The 20,558-nt window shown below is 48.5% G+C and carries 16 protein-coding genes and 1 pseudogene; 9 read left to right on the top strand and 8 right to left on the bottom strand.

Annotation, left to right across the window (positions count from 1 at the left end; translation table 11 throughout):
- Nucleotides 1-9: 9 nt before the first annotated feature.
- The 4 genes from L2Y54_RS15520 to L2Y54_RS15505 all read right to left on the bottom strand — a co-directional run bounded on the left by L2Y54_RS15520 (nucleotide 10) and on the right by L2Y54_RS15505 (nucleotide 3,636).
- Nucleotides 10-1,551 carry an ATP-binding protein gene (locus L2Y54_RS15520; protein ID WP_236497355.1) on the bottom strand — a complete coding sequence of 514 codons (1,542 nt, stop codon included), beginning with the start codon at nucleotides 1,549-1,551 and terminating at the stop codon, nucleotides 10-12.
- Between the two features lie 10 nt (nucleotides 1,552-1,561).
- Complete coding sequence (locus L2Y54_RS15515; protein WP_236497352.1) at nucleotides 1,562-1,951, bottom strand: type II toxin-antitoxin system VapC family toxin; 390 nt, start codon at nucleotides 1,949-1,951, stop codon at nucleotides 1,562-1,564.
- Nucleotides 1,951-2,226, bottom strand: coding sequence for a hypothetical protein (locus L2Y54_RS15510; RefSeq protein ID WP_236497350.1), 276 nt, complete (start codon nucleotides 2,224-2,226; stop codon nucleotides 1,951-1,953). Before L2Y54_RS15510 ends, L2Y54_RS15515 begins: the two co-directional genes overlap by 1 nt.
- A 369-nt stretch (nucleotides 2,227-2,595) precedes the next feature.
- Complete coding sequence (locus L2Y54_RS15505; protein ID WP_236497348.1) at nucleotides 2,596-3,636, bottom strand: IS5 family transposase; 1,041 nt, start codon at nucleotides 3,634-3,636, stop codon at nucleotides 2,596-2,598.
- On the opposite strand from L2Y54_RS15505, the gene L2Y54_RS15500 reads away from it, so the two are divergent.
- The 6 genes from L2Y54_RS15500 to L2Y54_RS15475 all read left to right on the top strand — a co-directional run bounded on the left by L2Y54_RS15500 (nucleotide 3,617) and on the right by L2Y54_RS15475 (nucleotide 14,029).
- Complete coding sequence (locus tag L2Y54_RS15500) at nucleotides 3,617-9,343, top strand: hypothetical protein (protein WP_236502048.1); 5,727 nt, start codon at nucleotides 3,617-3,619, stop codon at nucleotides 9,341-9,343. The genes L2Y54_RS15505 and L2Y54_RS15500 overlap by 20 nt on opposite strands.
- A 54-nt stretch (nucleotides 9,344-9,397) precedes the next feature.
- Nucleotides 9,398-10,438, top strand: coding sequence for an IS5 family transposase (locus L2Y54_RS15495; RefSeq protein WP_236497348.1), 1,041 nt, complete (start codon nucleotides 9,398-9,400; stop codon nucleotides 10,436-10,438).
- A gap of 293 nt (nucleotides 10,439-10,731) precedes the next feature.
- Nucleotides 10,732-11,601 carry an IS982 family transposase gene (locus L2Y54_RS15490; RefSeq protein WP_236496529.1) on the top strand — a complete coding sequence of 290 codons (870 nt, stop codon included), beginning with the start codon at nucleotides 10,732-10,734 and terminating at the stop codon, nucleotides 11,599-11,601.
- 105 nt (nucleotides 11,602-11,706) lie between these two features.
- A complete protein-coding gene (locus L2Y54_RS15485) occupies nucleotides 11,707-12,066 on the top strand; it encodes a hypothetical protein (protein WP_236497346.1) in 360 nt (119 codons plus the stop codon).
- Between the two features lie 110 nt (nucleotides 12,067-12,176).
- Entirely contained in the window at nucleotides 12,177-13,181 is a 1,005-nt protein-coding gene (gene hemB / locus L2Y54_RS15480) for a porphobilinogen synthase (protein WP_236497343.1), read from the top strand.
- A gap of 77 nt (nucleotides 13,182-13,258) precedes the next feature.
- On the top strand, nucleotides 13,259-14,029 hold the full coding sequence (locus L2Y54_RS15475; RefSeq protein ID WP_236497342.1) for a class I SAM-dependent methyltransferase: 771 nt from the start codon (nucleotides 13,259-13,261) through the stop codon (nucleotides 14,027-14,029).
- Nucleotides 14,030-14,144: 115 nt separating this feature from the next.
- On the opposite strand, the gene L2Y54_RS15470 is transcribed toward L2Y54_RS15475, so the two are convergent.
- Nucleotides 14,145-15,185: an IS5 family transposase gene (locus L2Y54_RS15470; protein ID WP_236497341.1), complete on the bottom strand. Its 1,041-nt coding sequence runs from the start codon at nucleotides 15,183-15,185 to the stop codon at nucleotides 14,145-14,147.
- Between the two features lie 119 nt (nucleotides 15,186-15,304).
- On the opposite strand from L2Y54_RS15470, the gene L2Y54_RS15465 reads away from it, so the two are divergent.
- Nucleotides 15,305-15,619 carry a hypothetical protein gene (locus L2Y54_RS15465; RefSeq protein ID WP_236497340.1) on the top strand — a complete coding sequence of 105 codons (315 nt, stop codon included), beginning with the start codon at nucleotides 15,305-15,307 and terminating at the stop codon, nucleotides 15,617-15,619.
- Between the two features lie 20 nt (nucleotides 15,620-15,639).
- Here L2Y54_RS15465 and L2Y54_RS15460 read toward each other — a convergent pair whose 3' ends face one another.
- The 3 genes and pseudogenes from L2Y54_RS15460 to L2Y54_RS15450 form a co-directional block, all read right to left on the bottom strand.
- Nucleotides 15,640-16,083 (bottom strand): putative toxin-antitoxin system toxin component, PIN family, encoded by a 444-nt coding sequence (locus tag L2Y54_RS15460; protein ID WP_236497339.1) that lies wholly within the window; start codon nucleotides 16,081-16,083, stop codon nucleotides 15,640-15,642.
- Nucleotides 16,084-16,095: 12 nt separating this feature from the next.
- Nucleotides 16,096-16,533 (bottom strand): hypothetical protein, encoded by a 438-nt coding sequence (locus L2Y54_RS15455; RefSeq protein ID WP_236497338.1) that lies wholly within the window; start codon nucleotides 16,531-16,533, stop codon nucleotides 16,096-16,098.
- Between the two features lie 135 nt (nucleotides 16,534-16,668).
- A pseudogene (locus L2Y54_RS15450) lies at nucleotides 16,669-17,964 on the bottom strand (transglutaminase family protein); the annotation flags it as partial.
- 410 nt (nucleotides 17,965-18,374) lie between these two features.
- Between L2Y54_RS15450 and L2Y54_RS15445 the strand changes: the two are divergent.
- Together L2Y54_RS15445 and L2Y54_RS15440 are read left to right on the top strand one after the other, a co-directional pair.
- A complete protein-coding gene (locus tag L2Y54_RS15445; protein ID WP_236497337.1) occupies nucleotides 18,375-19,262 on the top strand; it encodes a hypothetical protein in 888 nt (295 codons plus the stop codon).
- A gap of 54 nt (nucleotides 19,263-19,316) precedes the next feature.
- Nucleotides 19,317-20,468 (top strand): CARDB domain-containing protein, encoded by a 1,152-nt coding sequence (locus tag L2Y54_RS15440; RefSeq protein WP_236497335.1) that lies wholly within the window; start codon nucleotides 19,317-19,319, stop codon nucleotides 20,466-20,468.
- Nucleotides 20,469-20,558 lie beyond the last annotated feature (90 nt).

Here is a 20,558-nt window from a genome sequence, read left to right as displayed (position 1 = left end):
TGGGGCGCGTTAGCCTTTCTCCCACTCAAACCCAACGATATTGCGGGTTTGTTTGCTGAATTCGATGCCGACCAGATATAACTCCCGCCCGTCGCGGTATTTGTCGGCGTAGCGTTTGGTTTTGATTTGTGCCAATGCTGTGCCGCTGCTTTGTTCGGTGTCGATGGCTTTGAACTCGAAAATAAATACCTTGTTGTCCACGATGGCGGTTAGGTCAATTTGTCCGGTGGCGGTGACATCTTCCGCAATGGTGGTCGCACCACAAGCGACCATGTGGGCGTAGAACAGGCTGGCGTAATAGCCTTCGTACTGATCAATACTGTTATTGCGATACCAATCGTGGGGGATGCTGGCGAAGAAGCGTTTGAACGTATCCCGTAGCCCGTCCATGTCTGCTTTTGCCAGTAGGCGGTAGATTTGTATGCTGGTTTGCGGGGCGCGACTGTTGGTTGGGGTGAGGTAGCTCAGTAAATGGGTGGTTAGGCTGAGTTTGACTTCAAGGTTGGGGTAGCCTAAGACGAAACCCAATTGGTTGCCCATTTGCAGGGTTTCGTGGATGGTGAGGTAGCCTGTCTGGAATAGCAGCACTTCGGCGGGGATATTGTCGATGTCGATGCTGCCAAGGCTGGACTCTTGAACTTCGAGGTATTCCAGTTGCGGCAGGTAGTAATGTCCGGTTTTGAGTAAGGTCAGCAAAAAGCTGGGGGTGGCTGTTTCAAACCAGTAGCTGCGAAATTGTTGCCCTTTGTCGACGAATAACAAGATGTCAAACGGATTGTAAACGGATTCCCCTAACCAGTTGTAGCCGTTATACCATGCCCTCACTCGTGCCATATCCGCGCCTTTTAGATGGTCATGAAAATGGTGTTCCAGTTCGCTTTGGGTGTAGCCGCACAGGGCGCTGTAACGGGCATCCAGCGTGATGTCGTTGAGGTTGTTTAGCCCGCTGAAAAGTGAGACTTGGGAAAATTTGGATACGCCGGTCAATAGTACAAAGCGCAGCAGGGTGTCGCGCCCTTTCAGTACCGAATAGAGATTTTTTAGACCGTCACGCAATTCGGCGGCGCGTTGGCTGTCCAGAATTTGGTCGAGGATGGGTTTGTCGTATTCGTCGATCAGCACTACCGCAGGTTGTGAGTAGGCTTCTACGCTGTCTTCAATCAATTGCGCAAATTGTTGTGAAATAAGCCCTTCTTGTAATTTGACTCCTAGTCGTTCGGCATTTTTTTTGAGTTGCCCGATTATGAGGGTGTCCAGTTGTGTGCGGTCGGTATGCACGCCATCGTTGAAAGTGATGTGGATGACGGGGTGTTTTTTTGTCCAGTCCCATAGCGGGTGAATGGCTAACCCTTGAAACAGTAGTTCGTTGCCCTCGAAGAGTTCTTTGAGGGTGTCAACCAGCAGGGATTTACCGAAGCGGCGCGGACGTGAGAGGAAGTGATAGCGACTGGTTGTCACCAGTTGGTGGATCAGGGCGGTTTTGTCCACGTAGATGCAGCCGTCGTTGAGAATGCTGCTGAGTGTACTGATGCCGATAGGGAGTTTTTTCATGGTGGTTTGCCTACGAAAACGGGTTAATCACGCTGATGCAACATCCGACAAAATCTTTCTCGTTGCGGGTGACGAGTGGTAAGCCATGTACGGCGGCGGTGGCGGCAATGAGCATGTCGGCTTGTTCGCGGGTGCTGCCTTGCGTTTGCAGGCTACCACGCATTTCTCCGGCTAATCGCGCAATTTCTGGGGTAACGGGTAACACTGTGCAGTGATTTTGCAGAAAATGTTCAAACCATGTGCGAATCCGCGCATTGTTTTTCCATGCCAAGCCGAAGTGAATTTCTTCCACGGTGATGACGCTTAGGTGTATATGCGTGACGGTTTCTGACCACGCTGCTACACCGGGGTTGGGCTGGAGTCTGGCTAATTCGCTAATAATATTGGTGTCACAGAGCATTAGTCGGCGAGTCCTTCTGCGAAGGAGTTTGCTCGTGTATGCCGTGGGATGACAGGTAGCGCATCTTCTGCCTTGATGAGTTGGCGTAGGTCGCGGAATGTATCCGCTAGGCTTGGCTGTTGCAGGTGTTGTTGCTGTAGGCGTTGGTAGGTTGCGGCATCTACCACGGCGGCGACCAGTTGGTGATGGCGATAAATTGGCTGCACGCTGAGGCGGCTGGCTTCCAGCAGGGATGTGAAGTTTTGGCGGGCGGTGGCAACTGTCCAAGTGGTCATGGGATTGCTTCCTGTTTTATGTACATGATTGTTTTGTATTGTACGTTTTTATTGATGGCGATGGGGAGTTTTCTGAGGCATCGTCATGATAAAAAATAGTAATATTCAATTAACGAAGCATTCATTATTTTTTCTTATTGGTGTATTCTTGTAGAAATTTTATCTTAGCAGGGGCTGCTACCATGTCTACCATAACCTACTTGTTCGGTTTGCTATTGGGAACCTCTAAAAACCCGGCGTATTGCAACGGTTAGCGTTGGCCTATCGGCATTTTGTTAAAAAAACACCAACCCATCTCAATTTTTAGCACACCAAGCCACAATCAGGTTGTTTTTCCGCATTTTTGCTGTTTTTTCGGGAATTTCTCCATCAAATGGGCACAACTCCGCCCTCTCTGAGCGAACAGAGCCGACGCAGGTTATACACGGTTGCTTTGATGCTGAGGCCGAATACTGCCCGTGCCAACCCAATGCTGCGGATGGCTTTGCCACCCATCGCACAGATTGACCCAAACACATGCTCAACCCGTGCGCGGGGTCTGGCGATGCGGGTGTTGCGGCGTTTCTGGCAGTCGGATTGCGGCTTGCCTTTCTTGGCTTTGTGCTGGATGTGTAACCGCCAGCTACCTTGGTTGAGGCGTTGTTCACGGGATTGGTCTTCATAACCTTTGTCCGCCCATACGTCACGGCTGGTGTTGGCTCGGTCAAGCACCGCTTCAAAATGGTTGGTGTCATGCTCTTTGGCGGTGCTGATGTGGCGTTTGCGGATGAGTTTGTATTTCCGATCGGCACTGATACTGAGTTTGTAGCCGTGGTAGCTTTTGCCGTGTTTTTTCGTCCAGCTTGCTTCCGTATCCTTTTGGCGACGTTGGGCAGGTGTCCAGCCAGCGGGTGTTGCCGCTTGTTCCAACAGCGCTTTTTCTTCTTTGTGGAAATGTTGTTTAGGGGCTTCCACCAGCGTGGCATCGACGATTTGACCACCACGGGCAATAAAACCGTGTTGTTGTAATTGCCGTTGGACGGCATCAAACAGGGCATCCGCACCACCTGCCGCACTGATCCGTTCACGGAATACCCACAAGGTATTGGCATCCGGGATCGTGCTGGAATGACGCAGGCCACAAAACCGTTGGAACGACAGCCGGTCAAGCAATTGGTATTCCAATGCCTCGTCCGACAGGTTGTACAGGTGTTGCAACACCAAGACCCGTACCATCAGTTCCGTTGGGTAGGGTGGACGGCCTCCTCGCTTGTCACTTGGGCGTGGGGCGATGTGGTCGATTTCTGCTGCCAAGGCGACAAAGTTGACGTGCTGGTTCAGCGTGGACAGCAGGTCGCCCTTGCGGTCGAGTTTCTGTTCACGCTCTTCGGCGGCAAACAGACTGGTTTTGATGGCACTTTTCTTGGGCATGGCTAGTAACGGGGCGGTGGCTCAGATGAGCATTTTCTCACATTTGTGTGGGTATCAGTGGGTTTTTAGAGGTTCCCTATTGTTTGTCTACCTATGTGGTCAGCATAGCAAGCTCGGTGCGTGGATTCACAAAGGTAATGTGCAGCGTCATTCTGTATTGATATGGTCTAAAATTAAACAGTCTGTTGTGCTGGTAACGACATTTTTGCTGATTTTTTCAGTACAGCCATCTTGGGCATCAACTGAGCAATCAATCAATAATTATGGGATAGGAATCAATCTTCTCAGTAAAACGTCATCTAAAGATTTCAGTAAAATTCAACAAGATTTGATGAATGTTTATTTGACAAATGACGAGATTCTTGATGGATTTGACAAGATCGGTGTCCCAGATGAGCAATTTAACGACTACTTACATGATTTGGTAGCACTGAATAATTCAAGAGAAATTGTTTTGTCATCCATGACTGATTTGGAAAATACTTACAATACAAATTTTTCAAGTAAAATACCAAGTGAAGTCGATAGCGCGATTGAGTCAGGCGTTGATGATATTTTCAAAAGAGGCGATGAAGAAGTTAGTGCTTATTGGTCTGGTTTTCAAGATAGACATTTCTCATTGAATGGTTTTGCTACTTCATTTGCTGAAAGCACTCAGATGTTAGTAGATGCGAAGGATGCAATTGTTTCGGGTATTAGTGCTATTGTAAAAATAAGAGGGTTGTTGCATCCCAAGAAGTTTAATTTAGACTCTGATTATCCTAACGGTGGTATTGAGTTGGGTCTTTTATCTGCTTACATGGAAAATGAAAAAGAAGCAGAATTGGTAAATAATAAAATAACAAAAATAATTATTAACTTTGGCTCTGTTTTTTATGGAATTTCAATGAATTTCCAAAATGGGAAATATAATAACGCAGATGGGAGTTTGGATGGATTAAAGCTGCGGACTGATTTATTGGGCTTTGTTATTGAAGTTAAAGATTTATCAGAGTTGTTATTGAGCAAAAAAGAGTTTAAAAAAATAGATGGAATATATAAGATACTTGAAGATATAAATGGCTTGGAGAATTCTTTAGCTAATGCTAATAAATATGCAGATCTGCTTAGTAAAAAAGATATGTATCGTTTGGGTGATAGGGACGTAATTTTTGCTAATTTTGTTTTGGCTCATGAATCATTTTTAACATCATCGTTAGCATTAAAAATAATTGCAGATACTATATCTGCAATTGCTCCAAAGAAGTATAGTAAATTATCTAGTAATATTAGCATCGCAATTGACGCTATGAATGATACTGCAAATGCAATTCAGTCAGGATTTTTTCTTGTGATTAAACCAACATTAAGTGTGGATCATTACAAGGTCAAAAATAAACTTGAAATCGCTCGTATTTACGCTAGAACATTCCAAGATGTTAATCTGTTTGTGGCAAAAAAGTTGGGCGATGCAGTACTCAGTTACTACCCTACGTTATTTACAGAAGTTGATGGGAAGTATTCATATGATCTTGATAAGGTTATTTACCATTTTACTAATAATATAAAAGTAATTAATGTTAATAATGTGGAGTTGGTTGATTTGCCTAATGAATGGAAGTCTGGAGATTTCTCGGTTTCTGTTAAGTTTTGCGGCGATGATACAAATACAGCCAATTTGTTGTTTAAAAATGCAAGTTCTAGCACGACAAAAAGCATGAGCTATGCGCTGTCTGGTGCTGTTGACTTAGGCGGTGGCTGTAGAAAATACAATATTAGCGTGGATGGATGGAGTATCTACGATCATACTGGGGGTAATGCTGACGTTTCGCTTAGTGTAAGTGTTGCAGAGACAGCTTCTCCCATTTATACCAAGCGTTTGGTTGATATGAATGATACTGATAATGATAAGTTACCTGACAGTTGGGAAAATGATTATTTTAAAAGCTTAGGCGAAGTATATCACGGAGATTTTGATGCAGATGGCTTCAGTAATGGCTATGAGTATTGGCATCATACCGATCCGACTAAAAAAGGAAGTGATGGAATATTGAATTCCTTGGTTTTGAAGCCAACACAATATCGCGATGGCACTTGGAATTATAATTGTAGTTTGGCGGGTAACTACTGGTCGAATGTTACAGTGGATGGATGTAATGTAACTGTTGACGGTAATTCTAGTATTGCAGGTAGGCTTACCATGAATAGTGGGGCGTTAATACTCAATGGCAAGTCCTTGAGTGTTGGCGGTAGTTTTCTCCAAGCGGGAGGGACACTAAACGTCAACGGTGGGAAACTGGTGGTGACAGGTGATTACCGGATTCAAAGTCAAGCTACTGATGGCAGTTACACTTACAGTTATGGTACGTTGTACATGGTAAACCCTGCTGACCGCGTTGTGGTTCAGGGCGATTTTGTGATGGATAGCAGTGTATCCCATGGCAATTACAAAGGTGTGAACTACTTGTCGGCTGGGGTTTTAGAAATTAAAGGGAATTTCACTCAGTTATCTACTGCTCCCAATAGTTGGTATCTGTATGGTGATGCTCCATACTACAATTTTCATACATCAGGAACACACCGTGTTCTATTGTCTGGAACGGGCAAGCAAGTTGTAAATTTTATGGCAGCTAGTTCTGATCGGTCACATTTTACTGAACTAGAATTTTTCAATAATCCTGCCAATGTGACTTTTATGCCGGGTGATTACACAACGGATAAGTTAATTTATGCTGAGGACACGTTGTCATTGGCGGACTTGTCCGTAAGTTCTTTAAATTTCACATTACAGAAAGACATCCGCATCAAGCTGGCAAGTGGCGATGCCGCTACTTTGCAGGCAAATACCCTAGACCTCAATGGTCATACCTTGACAATAGAAGGGGACTTTATTCACTCTGGAGGAACACTGAACGTTAACGGTGGAAAACTGATAGTGACAGGTGATTACCGGATTCAAAGCCAAGCTACTGATGGCAGTTACACTTACAGTTATGGTACGTTGTACATGGTAAACGCTGCTGACCGTGTTGTGGTTCAGGGCGATTTTGTGATGGATAGTAGTGGAGCCCATGGCAATTACAAAGGTGCGAACTACTTGTCGGCTGGGGTTTTAGAAATTAAAGGGAATTTCACTCAGTTATCTACTGCTCCCAATAGTTGGTATCTGTATGGTGATGCTCCATACTACAATTTTCATACATCGGGGACGCATCGTGTGGTTTTGTCTGGTGCAGATAAACAAGTTGTGAGTCTCGCAACACCTAGCTATTCACATCTAATTAACTTATGGTTGATTAATAATTCAGGTGTTGAGTTCAAAACACCAATCACCATATCGGGACTATTTGAACATAATCGCAATCCCTTTACCCTAGCTGATGCCACTAACTCCAGCTTCGTAGATTTCGATGGCGATGGCGTAAAAGACAATCTCGACCCTTACCCACAAGACAAAACCAACACCGCGCCCGATAGCGACAAAGACGGCGTAGCTGATGATAAAGATGCTTTCCCAAATGATCCAAAAGAAACTTTAGACACCGATAAAGACGGTATTGGTAACAACGCTGACCCCGACGACGATAACGATGGAATCAGCGATAGTGACGAAGCGACTAAAGGTACAGACCCACTCAAAGCCGATACTGACGGCGATGGTGTGAATGATAAAGACGACGTTTTCCCACTTGATGCCACCGAATCCAAAGATGCAGACAAAGACAACATCGGTGATAACAAAGACCCCGACGACGACAACGACGGAATGCCCGACGTTTGGGAAACCCAATACGGTTTAAACCCGCTCGATGCCAGCGATGCCTCACAGGACAAAGACGGTGACACCCTGAGCAATCTTGACGAATACAAGAAAGACACCGACCCCACCAAAAAAGACGACCTGCAACCCGTGGTAGCAGACCTCGCCGTGACGCTGACTAACCCCAGCACCATCACACCCGACACGCTAACCAAACACACCATCACCGTCACCAACAACGGCAAAGCCGCCGCTGAAGCTGTAGTGTTGAATGTCGATTCCCCCGCTGACGAAGACAGCACAGGCAAATCACGCACCCAACCTGTAGCGCTCAACCTAACCCAAGGCACAGCCAATTGCCCACTCAGCCATGCAGATAACGCGAGTATAAGTTGTATCAGCTTCCCACCCACGAAGACTGACACCTTCAACCTTGGCACAATTCCCGCAGGTCAAACCGCCACGGTCGAAGTCACCAACCGCTATTCTGGCTACGCAGCAGGCAACACCCTCAAAGTGAGCGCCAACGCGACCACCAGCACAGCGGAAACCATCACCACCAACAACACCAGCGCCCAAGCCTTCACTCTACAGGCAAAACGACTGGTACAAGGCTGCGACTACCGCAACATGGCGAACGTTTCCCCCTACCCACAAACCGGGTCACGCACCACCAACCACTTCCACGCCCTAACCTTTGCGAGCAAAGACACCAGTCCCATTACGGTATTCGGCTACAGCGATACAGGCGAACAAGCCATCCTCAACGGTGACGGTTTCCAATGGAGCGGCATTTTCCAAAACGGCACATACCCCAGCAACATCTGGGCAGTCGCCAAAGCCGACACCGGCACACGCCACGTCGGCGTATCGCTGCTCGGTGGTTTGTTCTGGTCAGATGACCGCATCACGTGGACACCCGTCACCGCTTTCCAAGGCAACGCCCTCAACGACATCGCCTACGCCAAAGGTCGTTACGTTGCCGTTGGCGCACAAGGAACAATCCTAACCAGTGTGGACGGCATCAACTGGCAGCAAGCCACCTCTGGCACGACAGCGAAACTTGCTTACGTTGATACGGGCAACAACGAGTTCGTGGTCGGTGGGCAAGGCGTTATTCTCTCCAGTACCGATGGTTTGGTATGGGCAACCCGCGCCACCAACACAGGGCAAGATGCCTCGGCACTAGAACACGGCGCGGTTTGGAACGGTAGCCAATACCTGCTGTTTGACTCCGCAGGCAATAGCCATCTCATGGCTGCCAACCTCAGTAGCCTTACTACGACCGTCGCCATCAAGCCAACTGTGGACGGTGTGACGGAAGTTGCCACTGTCCGCACATGGTCAGCGATCTATTGGCAAGACAACCAGTACATTGCGCTGACTACCCAAGGCTTGCTCACCTCCAGTGACGGACGTGCATGGACAACGCAACAAGCGATAGCATACCCCTACACCTACCAACGCCTCGCCGACAAAGCCGTCATTGCCGGTGCTCACGGTAGTATCTGGGCAGCAGCCTGTGCGCCAGTCAGCGTCACGCCACCACCGACGCTGAACTACTTCGTGGAACAAAAAGACGTATTTCCCGTCACGGTGGTGGAGTCGAACACCCTCACCGTGAGTGGGTTAGCAGGCGTAACACCGCTTACCATTACGGGCGGTGAATACCGTAAAAATGGCGCGGCATACACCAAAGCCAAAGGCACGGTACAAAATGGTGACACCTTGCAAGTACGCCACACCACTTCCAGCAAGTCCGCCACTGCTGTCACGACTACCGTGAAATTAGGCAAAACGGCACTTATCTTCAAAAGCACGACGTTGGTGATTGATAGCGTACCGGATGTCGTCAGCTTCAATAGTCAGACGGATGTGCCATCGTTGACATGGATGGAGTCGAATGTTGTCACCGTCAGCGGCGTAAATGCACCCATCGCTATTAGGGAACCTCTAAAAACCCACTGATACCCACACAAATGTGAGAAAATGCTCATCTGAGCCACCGCCCCGTTACTAGCCATGCCCAAGAAAAGTGCCATCAAAACCAGTCTGTTTGCCGCCGAAGAGCGTGAACAGAAACTCGACCGCAAGGGCGACCTGCTGTCCACGCTGAACCAGCACGTCAACTTTGTCGCCTTGGCAGCAGAAATCGACCACATCGCCCCACGCCCAAGTGACAAGCGAGGAGGCCGTCCACCCTACCCAACGGAACTGATGGTACGGGTCTTGGTGTTGCAACACCTGTACAACCTGTCGGACGAGGCATTGGAATACCAATTGCTTGACCGGCTGTCGTTCCAACGGTTTTGTGGCCTGCGTCATTCCAGCACGATCCCGGATGCCAATACCTTGTGGGTATTCCGTGAACGGATCAGTGCGGCAGGTGGTGCGGATGCCCTGTTTGATGCCGTCCAACGGCAATTACAACAACACGGTTTTATTGCCCGTGGTGGTCAAATCGTCGATGCCACGCTGGTGGAAGCCCCTAAACAACATTTCCACAAAGAAGAAAAAGCGCTGTTGGAACAAGCGGCAACACCCGCTGGCTGGACACCTGCCCAACGTCGCCAAAAGGATACGGAAGCAAGCTGGACGAAAAAACACGGCAAAAGCTACCACGGCTACAAACTCAGTATCAGTGCCGATCGGAAATACAAACTCATCCGCAAACGCCACATCAGCACCGCCAAAGAGCATGACACCAACCATTTTGAAGCGGTGCTTGACCGAGCCAACACCAGCCGTGACGTATGGGCGGACAAAGGTTATGAAGACCAATCCCGTGAACAACGCCTCAACCAAGGTAGCTGGCGGTTACACATCCAGCACAAAGCCAAGAAAGGCAAGCCGCAATCCGACTGCCAGAAACGCCGCAACACCCGCATCGCCAGACCCCGCGCACGGGTTGAGCATGTGTTTGGGTCAATCTGTGCGATGGGTGGCAAAGCCATCCGCAGCATTGGGTTGGCACGGGCAGTATTCGGCCTCAGCATCAAAGCAACCGTGTATAACCTGCGTCGGCTCTGTTCGCTCAGAGAGGGCGGAGTTGTGCCCATTTGATGGAGAAATTCCCGAAAAAACAGCAAAAATGCGGAAAAACAACCTGATTGTGGCTTGGTGTGCTAAAAATTGAGATGGGTTGGTGTTTTTTTAACAAAATGCCGATAGGCCAACGCTAACCGTTGCAATACGCCGGGTTTTTAGAGGTTCCCATTAGTATTAGCGGTGGCGAATACCGTATCAATAACGGCAGTTATACTAACCTGAGTTCGGGATAAGGTAAGGCGCAGCCTTTCATGGGAGAATGTGAGTAACCACACACAACATTGACCCCACCAAAGGCTGCTACTGAGATGCTAACACGGTTATTCTGTGCCATTGACGATTTTTGTCAGGACTTTCATCCCGAATGGAACAAAACGTTATTGACCCCGAAAGGCGGGCATCGTCGTCGCCACAGTGGTCTTGGCGATAGTGAAATCATGACGATTTTGGTGCATTACCACCAAGTGGGGTATCGTACTTTCAAGTGGTATTATGAGCGTCATGTCAAAGTATTTCTTAAGGGTCATTTCCCGCAACTCCCTAGTTATCAACGTTTTATTGAGTTAATGCCGCGTGTTCTTTTGCCACTAACCCTGTTTATGCAGCAACGCTGTGAAACGGGGCGAGGTATTGCCTTCATAGACTCTACCCCCTTGAAAGTCTGTGAAAATTTGCGTATTCCACGTCATCACACCTTTCGCAAAGACGCAGGGCGGGGTAAATCGTCAACAGGCTGGTTTTATGGGTTCAAACTTCATTTGGTCGTGGATGACTGCGGCAATATTTTATCGTTTGCCATTACTTCGGGTAATACCGATGACCGTAAGCCCGTTCCCACGTTGCTGAAAAAAGTGGTCGGCAAAGTCTTTGGTGATCGTGGCTACATTTCCAAGGCATTGACAGAATCGTTGGCAGAGCAAGGGGTTGAATGGATTACCTCGCTGAAGAAAAACATGAAACCCGTGGCGCGTGACACGTTCGATACACTGATGTTGCGTAAACGGAGCATCATCGAAACCATCAATGATCAGTTGAAAAATATTTCACAAATTGAGCATTCACGCCACCGTTCACTCACTAACTATATGATTAACATCATTGCTGGCTTGGTGTCATATGCCTATCAAGATAAAAAACCAGCACTGGATTTAAAAACATCAGCATTGGTTGTGATCTAAATTGAGGGATGGCTTATCCCGAACTCAGGTTATACTAAAGCCAAAGGTACGGTACGTAACGGCGATACCTTGCAAGTACGTCACGCCTCATCCACGAAATCCAAGATGACCGTAATCACGACCTTGAAACTTGGTACGCAATCATTCACTTTTAAAAGCACGACGTTGGTGATCGACAGTGTACCGGATGCGTTTAGCTTTAATGCGCTCACGAGCGTTGCTCGCAATGTGTGGCAAGAATCTGCCAGTGTTACGGTTAGCGGTATCAATGCACCGATTGCTATCAGCATCAGTGGCGGCGAATACCGCATCAACAACGGTACTTACACCAAGGCAAAAGGCACGGTGAAAGCAGGGGATACCTTGCAAGTGCGGCATTTGAGTTCTAAAAGTGCTAAGAAAACCGTCACTACCACGTTAACCCTCGGTACAAGCAAGGTGGTATTCAAGAGCACCACCCAGTGATCATGTCGAATAGAACAAGGGTGTAGGGGAGGATGCCAGCGGCGAATAGTTGGCATTCACCCGACAAACGGGCAAAATAAGCGATCTTTTATTCACTGACAGGGCTTGCAATGGCTATTTACCCCGGAATGTACCCTTACACCCGTATGCGCAGGATGCGCCGTGATGATTTTTCCCGCCGTTTAATGCGCGAAAATGTGCTGACTGCCAATGATTTGATTTGGCCGGTGTTTGTGATGGAGGGCGAGAATCAGCGCGAAGCCATTGCCTCCATGCCCGGTGTGGAGCGGATTAGCATTGACCTGTTGGTGAAAGAAGCGGAAGCCGCGTTTAAGCTGGGAATTCCGGCAATGGCGATTTTCCCTGTGACTCCGCAATCGGCGAAAACCGATAAGGCGGAAGAGGCGTGGAATCCCGACGGTTTGGCGCAACGCGCCGTGCGGGCGATTAAAGCCGCTGTGCCAGAATTGGGCGTGATTACCGATGTGGCGCTCGACCCGTTCACCTCGCACGGGCAAGACGGTTTGATGGATGAAAACGGCTATATCCTCAACGATGAAACCGTGGCAGCGTTGACCAAGCAGGCGCTTTCCCACGCCGAAGCGGGCGCGGATGTGGTTGCACCGTCGGATATGATGGATGGGCGTATCGGTGAAATCCGTGACGTGTTGGAACAGCATGGGCATTTAAACACACGCATTCTGGCGTATTCCGCGAAATACGCCTCCAGCTTTTATGGTCCGTTCCGTGATGCGGTTGGTTCGGCAGCAAATCTGAAGGGTGGCAATAAATACAGCTATCAGATGGACCCTGCCAATTCCGACGAAGCCTTGTGGGAAGTCGCGCTCGATCTGCAAGAAGGCGCGGATATGGTGATGATCAAGCCGGGAATGCCCTACCTCGACATCGTGCGCCGCATCAAAGAAGAGTTCAAAGCGCCCACCTACGTCTACCAAGTCAGCGGCGAATACGCGATGTTCAAAGCGGCGGGCATGAATGGTTGGATCAACGAAAAGGCTTGTGTGATGGAAGCCTTGCTGGGGATGAAGCGGGCGGGAGCGGATGGTATTTTGACGTATTACGCCAAGCAAGTCGCCGAGTGGTTGCGTGAATAAAATTTCTTAACACGCCCAATGTAATAAGTTATCATGTATTGCTGATAACTTTTTTTTTATAAAAAGAGGCGGCTAATATGAAAAAATGGATGGAAGGTTATGAATCTGATGTTGAATACATTTCAGGTTATTACCGTGAACAAGAGCCGGATTTTCTCAATTTGTGCGCATTGTCGCAAGGTATCGAACCACAAGATCTAAGCGGAAACTTTACCTACTGTGAATTAGGGTGTGGTATGGGTATGACAACCCTGATCATGGCCGCTAATTACCCGCAAGGCATGTTTTATGCGGTAGATTTCAATCCTTCACACATTGCACAAGCACGCAATATTGCCAAGCAAGCAGGGTTGACAAATGTTGTCTTTCTGGAAAAGAGTTTTGCACAACTGGTTGAAAATAATGAGTTATTACCAGAGTGCGATTTCATTGCTTTACATGGCATTTTTACGTGGGTATCCGATGAAAACCGCCAACATCTTGTCACCTTATGCCATCGTCATCTGAAGGCGGGCGGGATGGTTTATAACAGTTATAATGCCAAACCGGGCTGGTCGATTAGCGAACCTATCCAGAAATTGTTGTTCACAGCGAGTAAGCAATTCCGGGGTAACAGTCTGGAGCGTTTTGATAAAGCACTGGATTTAGTCAAACAGCTTGATAGTGTGAATCCCAGATTCTTTGCACTCAGCAGTAATGTCATCAAAAAACGCCTTGATTCTTTTGAAGTCAAAAATCGCCACTATTTAGTACATGAGTATTTGCACGAAGGCTGGCGGGCATTTTATTTTTCGGAAGTCGCAGATGTAATGGGAACCTCTAAAAACCCGGCGTATTGCAACGGTTAGCGTTGGTCTATCGACATTTTGTTAAAAAAACACCAACCCATCTCAATTTTTAGCACACCAAGCCACAATCAGGTGGTTTTTCCGCATTTTTGCTGTTTTTTCGGGAATTTCTCCATCAAATGGGCACAACTCCGCCCTCTTTGAGTGAACAAAGCCGCCGCAAGTTATACACGGTTGCCTTAATGCTGAGGCCGAATACTGCCCGTGCCAACCCGATGCTGCGGATGGCTTTGCCTCCCATCGCACAGATTGACCCAAACACATGCTCAACCCGTGCGCGGGGTCTGGCGATGCGGGTGTTGCGGCGCTTCTGGCAGTCGGATTGCGGCTTGCCTTTCTTGGCTTTGTGCTGGATGTGTAACCGCCAGCTACCTTGGTTGAGGCGTTGTTCACGGGATTGGTCTTCGTAACCTTTGTCCGCCCATACGTCACGGCTGGTGTTGGCTCGGTCAAGCACCGCTTCAAAATGGTTGGTGTCATGTTCTTTGGCGGTGCTGATGTGGTGTTTGCGGATGAGTTTGTATTTCCGATCGGCACTGATACTGAGTTTGTAGCCGTGGTAACTTTTACCGTGTTTTTTCGTCCAGCTTGCTTCCGTATCCTTTTGGCGACGTTGGGCAGGTGTCCAGTCAGCAGGTGTTGCCGCTTGTTCCAACAGCGCTTTTTCTTCTTTGTGGAAATGTTGTTTAGGGGCTTCCACCAGCGTGGCATCAACGATTTGACCACCACGGGCAATAAAACCGTGTTGTTGTAATTGCCGTTGGACGGCATCAAACAGGGCATCCGCACCACCTGCCGCACTGATCCGTTCACGGAATACCCACAAGGTATTGGCATCCGGGATCGTGCTGGAATGACGCAGGCCACAAAACCGTTGGAACGACAGCCGGTCAAGCAATTGGTATTCCAATGCCTCGTCCGACAGGTTGTACAGGTGTTGCAACACCAAGACCCGTACCATCAGTTCCGTTGGGTAGGGTGGACGGCCTCCTCGCTTGTCACTGGGGCGTGGGGCGATGTGGTCGATTTCTCCTGCCAAGGCGACAAAGTTGACGTGCTGGTTCAGGGTGGACAGCAGGTCGCCCTTGCGGTCGAGTTTCTGTTCACGCTCTTCGGCGGCAAACAGACTGGTTTTGATGGCACTTTTCTTGGGCATGGCTAGTAACGGGGCGGTGGCTCAGATGAGCATTTTCTCACATTTGTGTGGGTATCAGTGGGTTTTTAGAGGTTCCCCTTTGTATTGACTGTCACCGTAAGGAACATTTGCATGATCATATGCTGATCACACCTGCACAAATGGAGACGATTAACCAACTCAGGATGCAGCAAAGGTTACTTAAAATTGATTCTTGGGATAGCGCCTATCGACTAGCTGATGAAGCATTACATGGCTTACTCAAACGCTATGAGCGCAGGCAACCTCAATCATTACCCCACATTTACTATCAAACTACATCAGGGGTTATTTTAGATGTCGCATGGCCTGATCAGAAAGTCGGGGTCTATGTGGATATTTCAGAGCAACAGCGTAAAAAGTTACAACAGGCTGGTTGGTCTTTGATGACGCTTGGCCAAGCGTTGAAAATCTGATCTTCCCCATTCCCCGCGCATCATGAATCCGACAGCAAGCCATTTTCCTCCGCATACTGCCTGACAGTCAGTACCCGAATATTCTTGTAGGGATTCAACACCAGCAAGTCATTATCACTGGACACAATCATATCCGCTTCAACCGACAAGGCGAGAGATAGAAACATATTGTCGTTTTCATCCCTGCACTCAGTCGCAGTATGGGTAGGTTCAACAAGCTGGGCGACTGCACGGTAATCAGCAAAGAAATCCTCCCGGCGATTCGCATCTTTTCCGACGAAATAACGGTCAAATTTTTTTCTGGACACAACTTCCTGAAGCTCGACAATCGTTTCCGACGAAATGAAAAGTGCGTGTTCCTGTTTGGCTTGGGCAAAAACCAAGGCGGGTAATGATTTGGCATTGATGACCGCCCCAATCAAGGAACTGGTATCAAAGATGAGTTTCTTTGTTGTGTGGGTCATGCGTGGCTTTGGTTAATGACGACTGGCTTGTATGGCTTCCAACGCCCGTTTTTCCGCGCGGTGTTGTTTGACTTCAGCATCTGCCATTGTAAGCAATTCTTCATCGGTCATCGCCTCAAGGTCAGGGTGTATCGCGTGTTGCACAGCATCATCCAGCCACTGTTCAACAGATGCAATCCTGTTTACCTTGCGCCCTGTTTCGGCTTCGATTTTTTGAATGATTTTTTCACGCTCTGCCCACTCTTCAAGCTCATCCAGAATCGCAAGCGCATCCGTGACCGATTCGCCCTTGCCAATCGCAAACGGGACTTTCTTGGTAATAGCCACAAAACGCAGTAAATCAGCAAAAAGCTGAGCGGGATTAACCCCTCGATCACGAAACACCGAAAAAGCCGCCGCCTTCTCTGCGGCTGACAATTCAGCCAACGGACTGGGAGTTACAGTAGTCATACGAATACCCTAAAAATTGGATGTAACTTCATTGTAGGGTGCAGGCAGCAAAAAGCAAGACGAGCGCCCGACAGTTACTCACTCCTGCTCCCTTCACCCCTTGCGGGGGAAGGGTCGGGGATGGGGGGTTCTTTATTACCCCCGCCGCAAATCCAGCGTATACGGATAATCCGCATTCACCTCTTCCGGCGGTGGACTCATCGGCTGCGGCTTCTCCCCATGTTCATAGAACGCCCGCGTCGCTTCCGACAAGAACTTCGGCTCAATCACCCCCGGCGTATGCTCCTCACGGAAGCGCGAGAAGCGCCGACTTTCAGCCTCATACGCATTCACCGGGAAAATCTCGGAATTACGCCCGCCCGGATGCGACACATGGTAAGTGCAACCACCCACCGAACGCCCATTCCAGGTATCAATGATGTCAAACACCAGCGGCGCATGAATCCCAATGGTCGGATGCAACGCGGAAGGCGGCTGCCAAGCGCGGAACCGCACCCCAGCCACATACTCACCCTTCACGCCGGTCGCCTTCATCGGCACACGCCGCCCATTACAGGAAACCACGTAGCGCGAATCGGTCAAGCCGTTGATTTTCACCTGCACCCGTTCCAACGACGAATCCACAAACCGCGCCGTGCCTTGGCTACTCAACTCCTCGCCCAACACATTCCACGGCTCCAGCGCCGCCCGCAATTCCAGCTCAATGCCACAATATTGCACGCGCCCATACACCGGGAAACGGAACTCATGGAACGGCGCAAGCCACTCCAACTGGAATGGATAACCCGCCGCCTGCAAGTCCGCGCACACGTCCTTCATGTCTTCCCACACGTAATGCGGCAACATGAAACGGTCATGCAACGCCGTACCCCAACGCACCAGCCGATGCGCATACGGCGTATTCCAGAAACGCACCATCAGGGTACGAATCAGCAACATCTGTACCAACGACATCCGTGCATGAGGCGGCATTTCAAAGCCACGGAATTCCAGCAAGCCTTGGCGACCGCTGAAAGAATCCGGCGAATACAGCTTGTCGATGCAGAACTCCGCCCGATGCGTATTCCCGGTAATATCAATCAGCAAGTTACGCAGCAAACGGTCAACCAACCAGGGCTGATCATTGTGTCCGCTTGGCATTTGCTGGAACGCAATTTCCAGCTCATACAAACTCTCATCCCGCGCCTCATCCACCCGTGGCGCTTGGCTGGTCGGCCCCAAGAACATCCCCGAAAACAGATAAGACAGCGCCGGATGGTGCTGCCAGAACGTCAACAAACTGCGCAACACATCCGGCTGACGCAAGAACGGACTATCGCTCGGCGTAGCCGCACCCAGCGTGACGTGATTACCGCCACCTGTGCCAGTATGCCGCCCATCCAGCATGAATTTTTCTGCACCCAAACGTGACAAACGCGCCTCTTCGTACAGAATTTCAGATTGTGAACTGCCGAAGCGAGTGCAGTTAGACAAACCCAAACGCCAGCGGCTTGGGTGTATCCCATATGAGATAACATTTACATCGTAAACATAAAAATAGTTTTTTTTTAAAAAAAAGTCTTGTTAATGACAAATACAAGATGCTAATCTATTAATCGAGTTGATAGAATGAAATCATAGGTCTAATCCAAGTGCTAACGCATAAGTCTCCCAGTGCTGATGGGTGCTGAGCGATTTATTTCTATAACAAATTGATTTATATGCTTTATACTTCAAAATGCCTATGCCTATGCCTATGCCTATGCCTATGCCTATGCCTATGCACTGAGCCTCAGATACTAAATTCCGGAATTCCAACAAAGCATGAAATCATTACACTATACTGTAATGAGGTGTTTTTTATGAAACTATCCATATCCAAGATTGCCCTGGCTCTGACGCTTTCGGCAGTAATCATCTATCCACAAGTGCAGGCGAACGGGAATGGTCACACTAAGAAATCCATTTCGGAGATGGCGGGTGATGCTGATCTAGTCTTACATGGCAAGGTAACTGCAATTGATTACCGCAACTCCTCAAGCACTACCGGCTCAGGCTCCATGCCGCATACATTTGTCACCTATACCGTTTCGGAAATCTTGGCAGGCAATTACACAAATCCAACCATCACATTACGATTTATGGGTGGTCTCGATAAAAAAAATGGGATATTCACATCAGGTAGTCACATGCCAGCCTTCGACACGGGTGATGAGGACATCCTTTTCGTGATGGGTAACGGCACATCTTTTTGCCCATTAGTCGATTGCAGTGACGGCAGGCTTCGCGTTATCGGTGGTGGATTGCAAGACGAGGAAGGCCGTGAACTCCATTCCAGTGATGAGGATAAACTAATCAAAGGGAACCGGAAGCCATCAAAAATAGTGGATGAGCAATATGTCAATGGTGTAACCCTTGGGATAAAGGAAATCCCTACCAAAGATGGTCAGCATCCTGACCAGCCAAATATTAAGGAACCAAAAATTACTCTGCCCAAGATCAAAAACAAGACCAAGGATAAGGTCAAGACAGGCAAGGGTGTTGTGAGCGCAGATGCCGGAATGGATTTTGTCTTCGATATTAAGCCACCATCAATTGATTCAGAAGCCCCACCTGTAATTGGCAAACCGACCCCATCATCTGCGGTGGAAGAGGATGAAATCGCACAACGTGAACTAGAGGGCGAAGCCAATCGCTCTGCTGTTCAGGGATATGCGATGGAAGTTCCTGGTCTTGATGTTATCAAGTAACTCTCCACCCCTAGATCACACTTACTTTCAGTAAAATATATTGAGGTTAATATCATGTCGATGTTAAAAAATCTGTTTATCGCGGTGATGACGTTTATGGTGTTGCCCCAAGCGGGGCAAGCTGCCACATGGAATACATGCAACGGCCAATCCAAACAATGGACGGCATCACCTGCACTGACAGATATCTACTATTCTTCCCCAGCTACTATGCCACTCTACTCAGAGCGTTATAATTCGGTTACAACGGCTGTGAGTTATTTCAACCGTAACCCATCAACCAGAAGTTTCGCAGGCGTAACTTTGAGGTTCGGATCAAGCCCTTCCCTTGGAAACGGAAAGAATGATTTTTATTTTAGCGATGACCCCAATGTTGTGGATCAACTGGGCGCAGTAACATGGACACGCCACAATACCAGCACATGCGCTATACAAGAAGCGGACATGATTATCGGTATGTCACCTAACTGGCAGTACTACAATAACCAACTTGCTGCAAATGCGATTGGTTATGGCGGTTCACTGCGAAATATGCCAGCTACAGTAGTGCATGAGCTTGGTCATTTCTTTGGTGCGGCTCACGAACCCAACCATTACAACATCATGGGCGATGAGTATACCCACGTTAATCGCAAGGGATCTGGTGCAAGTTACTCCGAAGGGTATGTTGGTGAAGACCTTTCGCACGGCATGGTCGCTGTGTATGGATTAACCACAGATACGGCAAAGCAAGACCTTAGCGTATCGCACTGGCAACGTACTGGCGCATCTGGTGGTTATAGTACGCATACGCGAATCCCTCTCATGAACTCAAGCAGTGTGACGCTGCCATGTACACCACAATTTGGCACTACATGTGCTGGAATCCATACAGAAGGCGACCAGTATTACCATGTATCAAGAGGCCAATCAGTAAGGCTGCGTTATAACTTTGAGAACAACGGAAGGGACTCAAAGACTGTAACGGTCAAATATTATCTGTCAACCGATCGGGCAATCACCTCTTCCGATAGTCTTCTCTCAACAGGAACCTACACTTTGACCCGTGGATTACCTAATTTACTGACTGTTGCCCTGACAATCCCAAGTAATCTGACTGTTGGTACAAACTACTACCTTGGCGTCATGGTGGACACAGCCAGCGCAGTGGCAGAACTGGATGAAGGTAACAATACTTCATTTACGGGAATCAGGGTGACAAACTAACCCATCTATAACGCCTCTTCCCATTTGGCATCAACTAACAAATGGGAAGGGGGATTTCTGCTTTACCAACAGATGAGATTCAATTTGCAC

This window comes from Thiothrix winogradskyi, from assembly GCF_021650935.1.
Taxonomy (GTDB): Bacteria; Pseudomonadota; Gammaproteobacteria; order Thiotrichales; family Thiotrichaceae; genus Thiothrix; species Thiothrix winogradskyi.
Note: the sequence above shows the minus strand (reverse complement) of the source record. Positions and strands in the feature narration are given on the sequence as shown.

Bases quoted from the DNA above. Each gene is read 5' to 3' on its own strand.
- L2Y54_RS15520 (WP_236497355.1), bottom strand. From the start codon at position 1,551: ATGAAAAAACTCCCTATCGGCATCAGTACACTCAGCAGCATTCTCAAC.
- L2Y54_RS15515 (WP_236497352.1), bottom strand. From the start codon at position 1,951: ATGCTCTGTGACACCAATATTATTAGCGAATTAGCCAGACTCCAGCCC.
- L2Y54_RS15510 (WP_236497350.1), bottom strand. From the start codon at position 2,226: ATGACCACTTGGACAGTTGCCACCGCCCGCCAAAACTTCACATCCCTG.
- L2Y54_RS15500 (WP_236502048.1), top strand. From the start codon at position 3,617: ATGGCACTTTTCTTGGGCATGGCTAGTAACGGGGCGGTGGCTCAGATG.
- L2Y54_RS15505 (WP_236497348.1), bottom strand. From the start codon at position 3,636: ATGCCCAAGAAAAGTGCCATCAAAACCAGTCTGTTTGCCGCCGAAGAG.
- L2Y54_RS15495 (WP_236497348.1), top strand. From the start codon at position 9,398: ATGCCCAAGAAAAGTGCCATCAAAACCAGTCTGTTTGCCGCCGAAGAG.
- L2Y54_RS15490 (WP_236496529.1), top strand. From the start codon at position 10,732: ATGCTAACACGGTTATTCTGTGCCATTGACGATTTTTGTCAGGACTTT.
- L2Y54_RS15485 (WP_236497346.1), top strand. From the start codon at position 11,707: ATGACCGTAATCACGACCTTGAAACTTGGTACGCAATCATTCACTTTT.
- hemB (WP_236497343.1), top strand. From the start codon at position 12,177: ATGGCTATTTACCCCGGAATGTACCCTTACACCCGTATGCGCAGGATG.
- L2Y54_RS15475 (WP_236497342.1), top strand. From the start codon at position 13,259: ATGAAAAAATGGATGGAAGGTTATGAATCTGATGTTGAATACATTTCA.
- L2Y54_RS15470 (WP_236497341.1), bottom strand. From the start codon at position 15,185: ATGCCCAAGAAAAGTGCCATCAAAACCAGTCTGTTTGCCGCCGAAGAG.
- L2Y54_RS15465 (WP_236497340.1), top strand. From the start codon at position 15,305: ATGCTGATCACACCTGCACAAATGGAGACGATTAACCAACTCAGGATG.
- L2Y54_RS15460 (WP_236497339.1), bottom strand. From the start codon at position 16,083: ATGACCCACACAACAAAGAAACTCATCTTTGATACCAGTTCCTTGATT.
- L2Y54_RS15455 (WP_236497338.1), bottom strand. From the start codon at position 16,533: ATGACTACTGTAACTCCCAGTCCGTTGGCTGAATTGTCAGCCGCAGAG.
- L2Y54_RS15445 (WP_236497337.1), top strand. From the start codon at position 18,375: ATGAAACTATCCATATCCAAGATTGCCCTGGCTCTGACGCTTTCGGCA.
- L2Y54_RS15440 (WP_236497335.1), top strand. From the start codon at position 19,317: ATGTCGATGTTAAAAAATCTGTTTATCGCGGTGATGACGTTTATGGTG.